At 35.2% G+C, this 7,041-nt stretch carries 6 protein-coding genes; 3 read left to right on the top strand and 3 right to left on the bottom strand.

Features of this window, described 5'->3' with window-relative positions; genetic code table 11:
* Window positions 1-124 precede the first annotated feature (124 nt).
* Complete coding sequence (locus tag DK857_RS15545) at window positions 125-538, bottom strand: CoA-binding protein (RefSeq protein WP_109402643.1); 414 nt, start codon at window positions 536-538, stop codon at window positions 125-127.
* A 137-nt stretch (window positions 539-675) separates the two neighbouring features.
* Here DK857_RS15545 and DK857_RS15540 point away from each other — a divergent pair, with 137 nt between their 5' ends.
* Window positions 676-1,134 carry a methylglyoxal synthase gene (locus tag DK857_RS15540; RefSeq protein WP_109393581.1) on the top strand — a complete coding sequence of 153 codons (459 nt, stop codon included), beginning with the start codon at window positions 676-678 and terminating at the stop codon, window positions 1,132-1,134.
* Between the two features lies 1 nt (window position 1,135).
* Here DK857_RS15540 and helD read toward each other — a convergent pair whose 3' ends face one another.
* The gene (gene helD, locus DK857_RS15535) at window positions 1,136-3,187 is read right to left on the bottom strand and encodes a DNA helicase IV (RefSeq protein ID WP_109402642.1); all 2,052 of its coding nucleotides are present in this window, start codon (window positions 3,185-3,187) and stop codon (window positions 1,136-1,138) included.
* A gap of 114 nt (window positions 3,188-3,301) precedes the next feature.
* Between helD and yccS the strand changes: the two genes are divergently transcribed.
* A complete protein-coding gene (gene yccS / locus DK857_RS15530; RefSeq protein ID WP_109393579.1) occupies window positions 3,302-5,470 on the top strand; it encodes a YccS family putative transporter in 2,169 nt (722 codons plus the stop codon).
* A 70-nt stretch (window positions 5,471-5,540) separates the two neighbouring features.
* On the opposite strand, the gene DK857_RS15525 is transcribed toward yccS, so the two are convergent.
* Window positions 5,541-6,149 (bottom strand): TfoX/Sxy family DNA transformation protein, encoded by a 609-nt coding sequence (locus tag DK857_RS15525; RefSeq protein ID WP_109393578.1) that lies wholly within the window; start codon window positions 6,147-6,149, stop codon window positions 5,541-5,543.
* 229 nt (window positions 6,150-6,378) lie between these two features.
* Here DK857_RS15525 and sulA point away from each other — a divergent pair, with 229 nt between their 5' ends.
* On the top strand, window positions 6,379-6,930 hold the full coding sequence (gene sulA / locus DK857_RS15520) for an SOS-induced cell division inhibitor SulA (RefSeq protein ID WP_109402641.1): 552 nt from the start codon (window positions 6,379-6,381) through the stop codon (window positions 6,928-6,930).
* Window positions 6,931-7,041 lie beyond the last annotated feature (111 nt).

Here is a 7,041-nt window from a genome sequence, read left to right as displayed (position 1 = left end):
CAAAGTAGCAAAGACACTTAGCTTGAACGAAGAGAAAGCAGCGTCATTTAGGCGCAGTCGGTAATAAGCCCTTATAGGGCAAGAGCAAACCACCCGTTTTACGGGTGGTTATGATTTTAGTGTATTACCAAGGAAGGCCATGTGCTTCAATTTCTTTTTTAGGGCAGCGATCCATTACCACACGCAACTCTGCATCTTCAGCTAAATCTTTAGCGTTTTCATTAATAACACCAATTTGCAACCATAACACTTTGGCATTAATTTCAATTGCTTCTTGTGCAATTTCTAATGCAACATCAGATTGACGAAAAACATCAACCATATCAACAGCAACAGGAATATCTTTTAATGAGGCATAACATTGTTGCCCCAATAGGGTTTGACCTGACATACCTGGATTAACAGGAATAACATCATAGCCTTGTTCTAATAGGAATTTCATGACTTTATAGCTTGGGCGATCTTCTTTATTACTCGCACCAACAAGCGCAATGGTCTTAACGCTTCTTAAAATGTCATAAATATCTGAATCCACCATTTATCTACTCCGTTCATCATGAAGATTGAAAATATTATGATACATCATAGTATCTTGATCTGTTCATAGCTTATAAGATAAAAAAAAGGTATTTTGAAAACTGGAACAATTACTATATTTATTTTTAAAGGTATCAAATGGAACAAATTGACCGCACGCTCTTAAAAGAAAAAAATATCGCGCTTGTTGCCCATGACCACTGTAAAAGCTCATTACTGGAATGGGTTGAAAATAATCGTGAACAACTGTCTCTACACAAGTTATTTGCAACAGGAACTACCGGTAATTTAATTAATCACCACACTGGTCTTACTGTTACTCAAATGCTAAGTGGCCCAATGGGTGGCGACCAACAAATAGGTGCAATGATTGCTGAAAAGAAAATTGATATTATGATTTTCTTTTGGGATCCATTAAATGCCGTTCCGCACGACCCAGATGTTAAAGCTCTTCTGCGCTTAGCTACTGTCTGGAATATCCCAGTTGCAACGAATCGTGCAACTGCGAACTTTTTAATTTCATCACCTCTTTTTTCACAAGAATCTACAATTAAAATTCCAGATTACGAAGGTTATTTAAAAGATAGATTAAAATAATCTAAGGTTTGCGCTGTATAGGAACACCTTGAGACTTTAGCTCTGAAACAAAACAAGATGGCTGTTGTTTATTAAATAATAGCCATACTTGTTTTTTTGCTCTTGTTAAAGCGACATACATTAAACGTCGTTCTTCTGCATTAGGATAATCTTCAACACTAGGCAGTAATGCTAATTCAATAATCGATTCTCTTGCTGGTGCTGGAAAACCATCTTTACCTTCTTGTAAACCTAAAATAATAACGTAATCCGCTTGTTGCCCTTTTGAAGCATGAAAAGTCATAAATTGTAGGTCTAATTTAGGCCAGCGTGTTTTTGCTTTTTTTAATAATTCTGGTTTTAAATAGTGATAACGAGCAAGTAAAAGAATAGTTTCATTTTCTTCTACATAACCACTCATTTTATTTAGTAAGTTTTCAAGTTGATCGTCAGATAACAGTACAACTGACTTTTTATTACCTTTCACTAGACTATTTAAAGGCTTAGATAATTGAGTTGGGTTTTGTTGAATAAACGTATTGGCAATATTTCCTATCGTGTCATTAAAGCGATAAGTCGTATCTAGTGCACATTCAGCACCTTCGCCAAAAGAACGATGGAAAGAAGTCGTTAATAATAATTCTGCGCCACTAAAACGATAAATGGCTTGCCAATCATCGCCCACTGCAAATAGAGATGTTTGTTTATTCTGCTGTTTTAATGCGGTTAATAATGAAGCTCTTAAGGGTGAAATATCTTGGAATTCATCAACAAGAATATGTTTCCATGGGCTAATAAAACGCCCTTTTTCAATTAGATTAATAGCTTGATGTAATAAGCCAGAAAAGTCGATCGCTTCTTCTTCTTTTAGTGCCGTTTTCCAAGCTTTTAATAATGGTGATAATAATTTTAAATACTTTTTAAAGGCGTCTGTATATTCAGGCTGTACACTTTCGATCAGAGACTTTTGGCTACCACCTTGCATTCTTAATAAACCAACCCAACGCTCTAATCTTACAGCAACTTGGTTTTCTAATTTTTTATCATGCCAAAACTCACCGTCGAGGATATCCCATTCAAGTTCTTGAGATAACCACTCTCTCCACCCTTTTGCTTGTGCTTTTTTCTGTTGGCACTGCTCTCGCCATTCACCTAATAATAGAGATCTTCTTTTTTCACTGTTTATTTCAAGCTCACTAATTTTAGGTTGCTTTTTTGTCGCTTGTTGAATAATGGATAATGCCAGTGCATGAAATGTTTTTGCCATAATATCGGCATTTAAACGACTAGAAAGTCTTTCATTCATTTCTTGTGCGGCTTTACGCCCAAAAGCAAGTAATAAAATTTGAGCGGGTTGCGCTAACTGACGACGTAATAACCAACCTGCTCTCGCGACTAATACCGATGTTTTACCACTTCCCGCACCCGCTAGAACAAGAATATTTTCTTCGCCATTAATTACGGCTCGACATTGTGATTCATTTAGTGGTGAGGATTCAATTGTATTAAAAAATTCCGCATGCTCATTTAATATTTGAGTTACCCATGCAGAGTTTTCTTTATTAATAAGTGTTTCGCCTTGCTTTAGCCATTCCAAACATTGCTGATAAAGTGCTTGGCAATTATCAAATTGAATAAGGCGTTCAAGAGGAAGAGGAATAGCAGAAAAGCTTTCTTTGATAGATTGTTGAATTTCACTCAGTTTAGACTGTTTTATCCATCTATTTGATTGAGTGATTTCATTAATATTATGGAGTTGCTTCTCAAGAACCTGAGCACTTATTTCGCTCATTTCTTTGCTCCAATTTTGCCATGTCTGATAAAGATAACGATAAAACTGCTGAGTTTCTTCCCAGTCTGTTCCATGTAATCGAACAACTTTATCTTCAGGCAATAAAAATTCTAATTCCCCCCACACAATCCCTTTTTTACAGAAAATATTAATCAATTCGTTAAAAGGAATTAAATACTGATGTTTTTCACCACTGACTTCAATACCTGCATTTAACAATTTGACTCTATTATAAGGATGTTGTGCTAAACGTTGTCCCATCGGGGTGGATTTCAGTTCCATACGTAATTCCTGCAATAAATAACAAATAGTCTGTTGTTAAGCTCTTTTTAATCGGTGATAAACCCTATATTCTAAGAGGTAATTATCTTCATCTTGTTTATTTAAGGGCTTTTTGTGTTCACTTTGCTAAATGGCGCCCGCCGATTTATCTATAATAGCCACTTTTTATATTATATTCGCATAATAATCGCGCTTACAGGAACGACTTTGTTTCCTTGGATTTTAGGGCAAGAGCCTAAATATACAATTCCTCTAACTTTAGGCGTGGTAGCGGCCGCATTAACTGACTTAGATGATAGGCTTGTTGGTCGTTTAAAAAACCTCGTTATTACCTTATGCTGTTTTCTTCTTGCTTCAGCATCAATAGGGCTGCTTTATCCATATCCTATTTTATTCTTTTGTGGTTTAGCCATTTCTACTTGGGGATTTATTTTATTAGGTGCTTTAGGGCAACGTTACGCGACTATTGCTTTTGGTGCTTTATTAATCGCAATTTATACTATGTTGGGTATGCCTATTTTCCCTGAATGGTATGAACAACCCGTTTTATTACTGTTAGGGGCTATCTGGTATAACTCTTTAACATTAGTTGGTCACTTATTATTCCCAATTCGTCCAGTTCAGGACAATTTAACACGCTGCTACCAACAACTTGCAACTTACCTCGAAGCTAAAGCAACATTATTTGATCCTGATATTGAAGATGACTATCAACATTCGCTTTATAATTTAGCAATGGCAAATAGCCAACTAATTGACACTATGAACCAAACTAAAGTTACATTATTAAGTCGATTAAAAGGTGACAGGGGCCAACGTAGTAGTCGTTTCACACTTCATTACTATTTTGTTGCTCAAGATATTCATGAGCGAGCAAGTTCGTCGCATGTTCAATACCAACTATTAAGTAGTGAATTGCGACATAGCGATGTGTTATTTCGTTTTCAACGTCTACTTTCTATGCAGGCTCGGGCTTGTGAACAAGTTGCACAATCTATTCTTTGGCATAAAAAATATCAGCATAATCCTTCATTAGAACGCGCTATAAATTATTTAGAAAATGCATTAAGTCATTTAAAAAACACAACTTCAGAGCCACAATTAATAACACCTTTAAATAACTTACTGCAAAATCTCCAAGGTATTGATGCGCTTTTACGAAGTATTAGTACAGAGCAATACCAAATATCTCATGACCAAAAGGAAGAGACGCAACTTTCTGATGATGGTTTAACTGGATGGCGCGATATAGCACTAAGAATAAAAGAGCATCTCACGCCTAAATCAGCACTTTTTAGACATGCTGTTAGGATGTCACTCGTGTTATGTATTGGTTATGCCATTATTCAATTTTTCCAATTGGATAGAGGCTATTGGATATTATTGACCAGCCTGTTTGTTTGCCAACCCAACTACAATGCTACTCGCCGACGTCTTACTTTACGTGTGAGTGGTACTATTATTGGTATTTTAATCGGTTTCCCTATTTTATATTTTGTTCCTTCAATCGAAGGTCAGTTAGTTTTAATTGTGATAACTGGTACGCTCTTTTTCGCATTTAGAACCATACAATATGCACATGCAACACTATTTATTACTTTATTAGTTTTATTAAGCTTCAATTTACTGGGTGAAGGCTATGATGTTGCCCTCCCCCGTATTATCGATACCTTAATTGGCTGTGCCATAGCATGGTTTGCAGTCAGCTTTATTTGGCCTGATTGGAAATTCCGCCAATTGCCTGTTGTTATTCAAAAAACAATGACAAATAACTGCTATTATCTTGATGCCATCCTTATTCAGTATTACCAAGGAAAAGATAATAGCTTGAGTTATCGAATTGCTCGTCGAAATGCCCATAGCAGTGATGGTGAGTTAGCATCACTGATCTCCAATATGTCATCAGAGCCAAAAAGTTATCAAGCTTCCCAAGAAGTAGCTTTCCAGTTGCTTTGCTTGAATCATACTTTACTCAGTTATATTTCTGCACTTGGCGTTCATCGTTCAAAAATAGAAGATGAGAATGTACTCACTTTGCTTAATGATACTGTTTGTTATATTGATTCTGCTTTACGTCGAAAAACGCCTCAAGATGAAGGGGTTAAGCAATCTCATGTAGAATTAATTGAAAGGATCAATCTATTACCTAATGCAGATAATCCTCGTATTCAATTGGTACTCACTCAAATCCGATTACTATTAGATTTACTGCCACAAATTATTAGTTGTATCCAAATTATTGAGCAAAGTGAATCAAATAGCTTACATCAACCCCAAGTCTAATCTCTAATTGACGTTATTTTCTCTAATTCCCATAAGCACATTAGAGAAAATAACGGTCATTACTTTTATCTTATTGAAAAGACAATTCGTTGTACCAATTTAATAACTCCATTTTAAGTTGACTAGGCAATACTGAACGATGGCACCCAACAATTGCTCCTGCCAATGAAAGTAAAAGTTCACTATTTCTCAAATTTTGGCTATGCATTAGTTTTAGATAACACGCTTTAGCACCGATTAAGCGCAGTTCTTCAACTTGATTAATACCAATTTGATTCAACCTTTTTTCTAATATCACACCTAGATTAGGTAAGTCTTTTATTCTGCAAGGCTTCTTTCGTTGCCCTAAATATTCTTGAATGCTGTAGTGATATGACATATCAATATATTGATCTAATTTTTGCTGATTTTCCCATAACGAATCCGTTATGTGGTAATAACGCAATATGATAGGAATTCCTTTTTTCAAATAGGTATAGGAACTCATTTTTGTTGCCTTATAGAGAGTTTCTAAAAAACCACTTCCTTTTAAATAAAACTCATTGTCAGACGTGATAGCAAACATAACATCATCAATCATTAAGCTAACACCACCAAATTGAGACTTTGTTGTTAACTCCCCATATTGCGCAATACGCGATAACAAATGAGCCTTCCTTTGCTCAGGTAAAAATAACATTGAAACTCCAACACAAATTTTAAGATTAAATTTTATCTTTGAATTCAAAAACATGCATAAGATATAACAAGAAAGACAATAAAGAATTTCCTTTTTATTGCCAATAGTTAACGACTTAAAAATAGAGATTTACATGAAATTTGAGAGGAACTTTCAAAAAAATGAGCTTGATTTAAGCGAAATTTAGAGATACTGTATATTCATACAGTGCATATAGGCAGAGGTAAACATGAAACTCTCAACATCATCTCCGACAAGACAGAACACCATTCTCCAAGAGATCTCAAATGAGGTATTACCTCTATCTATCCCTTCAACAGTGGCGACTTACGATAGTAATAATAAACAAGGTATGGTGAGTGAACTTCTCTACCAAAATCCGCTCGTCATTAATCACATCCTTTTACCACTACTAAAACAGTATAGCCATGAATCACGCTGGTTATTGTGGCTAAACCCACAACAAAAGCTAAATCGTGCTTGGTTAAAAAATGCAGGATTACCGCTTAACAAAATAATTCAATTAAATCATATAAATATGATAACCACTGTTGATTTAATGGAAAAAGCACTGGTGAGTGGTAATTACAGTGTAGTGCTCGGTTGGTTACCAGAAATATCGTCAGAAGAGATGAAACGGTTAGAATCTGCTGCCAATAAAGGAAAAACCCTCGGGTTTATTATGCGACAGCAAATTAGTACGAATATCCATTTAGAAAGTAGTAATGCATCTAAACGACATTTGAATTCCGTAAAAATTCATTCAATTCACTACCATTAGTGAAATTTAAGAGTTTTCCTAATACTCAAAACACCCTGGTATCATTTAAGATAAGTCAAATGCATTTATAACCTAAATCAAATAGTTACAATAAATTTAACAAAAATACAG

This window comes from Proteus terrae (assembly GCF_003144325.1).
GTDB classification, from domain to species: domain Bacteria; phylum Pseudomonadota; class Gammaproteobacteria; order Enterobacterales; family Enterobacteriaceae; genus Proteus; species Proteus terrae.
The sequence above is the reverse complement of the archived record's forward strand: the minus strand, read 5'-3'. Positions and strand labels throughout refer to the sequence as shown.